Source organism: Mycobacterium sp. 1245852.3, from assembly GCF_001669335.1.
GTDB lineage: Bacteria > Actinomycetota > Actinomycetes > Mycobacteriales > Mycobacteriaceae > Mycobacterium > Mycobacterium europaeum_A.
In genome coordinates, this window is sequence record NZ_LZLL01000544.1 from 1 (window position 1) to 3,221 (window position 3,221).

Here is a 3,221-nt window from a genome sequence, read left to right on the forward strand (position 1 = left end):
GCTAGTTCGACCGTTGCGTGTGAACCCATGGCTTTCACTGTGAGCTGAGGGCGCCGACACGCCGGCGGCGGCCGCCATGGAATCACACTCGACGCCGTGGATTCACACTCGACGCAGCGAACCTGCGCCGCCGGGCTCCGGCCGCCAGGACTGTGCCCAAGGATTCACCAAGGATCCGCCGAGGCCGGCAGTCGATCCTTTTCTCATGCCGCTCAATCGCCGGCACCCGGGAGGAGGAATCGCCATGTCGCTACTGGGCAACCACATATCTCTGATGCACGGTTGGGTCCCGATCACGGCCCAGATCGTCACCCCGCTCACCCTGGCGGTTGCCGCCGGCTGGCGATCGCGTCGTTGGCGCCTGCTCTGGCTGCCCGCCGCTGCCGTCGCCGGGGTCGGCACGGCGCTCGGGGCGCGCCGCTGCATCAGCGCGGCGGCACCGGACGCGCTATACGTCTGGATCGCGTTGGTCGGTGTGGCCATGGCGGTGCTGATCCTGGGCTGGCGCGGTGCGCGGTGGTGGCGGCGCGGACTATCCATCCTGGCCGTGCCGCTGTGCCTGCTCTGCTCGCTGCTGGTGCTCAACCAATGGGTCGGTTACTTCCAGACCGTCCAGAGCGCGTGGAATCAGTTCACCTCGGTTCCGCTGCCCGACCAGGTCGACAAGGCCACGGTCACCACGCTGGCGGCGAAGGGCTCCAAGCCGCCGCACGGCAGCCTGGTGCCGGTCGTGATCCCCGAAGACGCTTCGCAATTCAAGCACCGTGAGGAACTTGTCTACCTGCCGCCGGCCTGGTTCGCCAGCTACCCGCCGCCGCAGTTGCCGACGGTGATGATGATCGGCGGCATGGTCAACACGCCCGCCGACTGGGTGCGCGCCGGCGGCGCCGTGGACGCCGTCGACGCCTTCGCGGCCGCGCACGGCGGCAACGCGCCGGTGTTGGTGTTCGTCGATCCGGGCGGCGCGTTCGACAACGACACCGAATGCGTCAACGGAAGCCACGGCAACGCGGCCGATCACCTGACCAAAGACGTTGTGCCCTACCTGGTCTCGAACTTCGGTGTCAGCCCCGACCCGTCCCGCTGGGGTGTCGTCGGCTGGTCGATGGGCGGAACCTGCGCGGTGGACCTGACCGTCATGCACCCCAACATGTTCAGCTCGTTCGTCGACATCGAGGGCGACCTGACCCCCAACACCGGGACCAAGGAGCAAACCATCGCCAACCTATTCGACGGCGATGCCGACGCGTGGGCGAGATTCGACCCGACCACGGTGATCAACCGCCACGGACGCTACACCGGGGTATCCGGTTGGTTCGCCATCTCGTCGGGTGAATCACCGCGCCGCGACGTCACAACCGTGGACACCGCCGCAATGGCCGTCGCCGGTCGCGCCGCCGCCGCCGACCCGGGCAACCAGGCCGCGGCCGCCTCGTCCCTGTGCGGGCTGGGCCGAGCCAACGGCATCGACTGCGCGGTGGTGGCCCAGACCGGAAAGCACGACTGGCCGACCGCCGGCATGGCGTTCTCCACCGCGCTGCCGTGGCTGGCCGGCCAGCTGCACACCCCGGGTGTGAGTCGGATCGCCTTGCCCAGCAACGGCTCTCAGCAATCCCTATGACCACGCTAGCCGCGCGGCAGGCCGAGTACCCGCTGGGCGATGATGTTGCGCTGGATCTCCGACGTGCCGCCGGCGATGGTCCCGGAGAAGCTGCGGGCGTAGCGCTCGAACCAGCTGGCGAAGTAGTGGTCGAGGTTCATGTGCGCGTACGGGCCCGTCAGTCCCGGGTGCACCAGTCCGTCGGATCCCGCGGACGTCAGCGCCAGTTCCATGCCACGCAACTCGGCCTCGGAGCCGAGCAGCTTGAGCACCGAGATCGCGGCCACATCATCTTCGCCACGCGCGGCGCGCGCCAGAGCCGCCGAACCCAGCAGCCGTAGGGCCTGCTTGTCCATGATGGTGCTGGCGTATTGGTCACGCTCGACGTCGGTGCTCGGATGGAAATCGTCGATCATGTTCTCCAGGCGATCGGCGAAACCCAGCCACATCATCGTGCGTTCATGGCCCAGCGAGCCGTTGGCCACCCGCCACCCCTGGTCGAGCTCCCCGACCAGGTTCTCGGCCGGCACCCGAACGTCGGTGAAGAACACCTCGTTGAAATCGAGATCGTCGGCACCGCAGATCGACGGGAACGGCCGGCGCACCAGCCCCGGGGTATCGGTGGGGATGATGAGCGCGCTGATTCCCTTGTGCTTCGGCACATCCGGATTGGTCCGCACGAACGTCAGCAGGATGTCGGCGTCGTGGGCCCCCGAGGTCCACACCTTCTGGCCATTGACCACGAAGTGACCGCCGTCCAGCACCGCGCGAGTGCGCAGCGACGCCAGGTCGGAACCCGCGCTAGGTTCGCTCATGCCGAGCGAAGCGGTGATCTCGGCCCGCAAAATCGGCACCGCCCAACGCCGCTTCTGCTCGTCGCTGCCGAACGACAACAGCGATGCCCCAACAATATTCACGCCCTGCGGGTTGAAGCTGTGGTAGATCCGCCGGCGGCTCAGTTCCTCGAGATAGACGAACTGCTGAATGACCGTGGCGTTGCGCCCGCCGAATTCCGGCGGCTGGCTGGGCAGCAGCCAGCCGTTGTCGAACAACAGCCGCTGCCAGTCGCGGGCCCACTGCGGCATGTGTGAGACCGACCGGGGGCGTTCGAGCGTTTCGCTTGCGGGAGGCAGGTTTTCGTCCAGGAACGCCGAGAACTCCGCCCGGAACTCCTCGACGTCGGAATCAAAAGTCAGCTGCACGGTATTCCTCCGCGATCCGCGCCCGGTGCTCCGCCGCGCCGCCGAGCATCAACTCGCCCGCCTTGGCTCGTTTCAGCGCGAACTGCAGGTCGTTCTCCCACGTGAATCCCATTGCGCCATGCAGCTGTAGGCCGTGCCGGAACACCAGCGACTGGCATTCGCCGGCCGACGCCTTGGCCATCGCGGCCGCCAGCCGGCGGCGCGGATCGTCGGCCGCGATCGTCAACGCGGCGAAGTAGGCCAGCGCGCGCGCCCGTTGTACGGCGACGTGCATGTCCGCGGCCTTGTGCTGCACGGCCTGGAACGAGCCGATCGCCACGCCGAACTGCTGGCGGCTACTCACGTGCTCGAGCACCAGGTCGAGGATGCGTTGGCAGGCGCCCACCATCGTGATCGCCATGCCGGTCAACGCGAAATGG

The 3,221-nt window shown here is 67.7% G+C and carries 3 protein-coding genes; 1 reads left to right on the forward strand and 2 read right to left on the reverse strand.

The window, feature by feature from the left end; translation table 11 throughout:
- Nucleotides 1-205 precede the first annotated feature (205 nt).
- Nucleotides 206-1,621, forward strand: coding sequence for an alpha/beta hydrolase (locus A9W96_RS25165; RefSeq protein WP_369830870.1), 1,416 nt, complete (start codon nucleotides 206-208; stop codon nucleotides 1,619-1,621).
- Nucleotides 1,622-1,626: 5 nt separating this feature from the next.
- Here A9W96_RS25165 and A9W96_RS25170 read toward each other — a convergent pair whose 3' ends face one another.
- Nucleotides 1,627-2,802: an acyl-CoA dehydrogenase family protein gene (locus tag A9W96_RS25170; protein ID WP_066880492.1), complete on the reverse strand. Its 1,176-nt coding sequence runs from the start codon at nucleotides 2,800-2,802 to the stop codon at nucleotides 1,627-1,629.
- A partial coding sequence (locus A9W96_RS25175) for an acyl-CoA dehydrogenase family protein (RefSeq protein ID WP_255362996.1) occupies nucleotides 2,786-3,221 on the reverse strand: 436 nt, incomplete at its 5' end. The genes A9W96_RS25175 and A9W96_RS25170, both read right to left, overlap by 17 nt.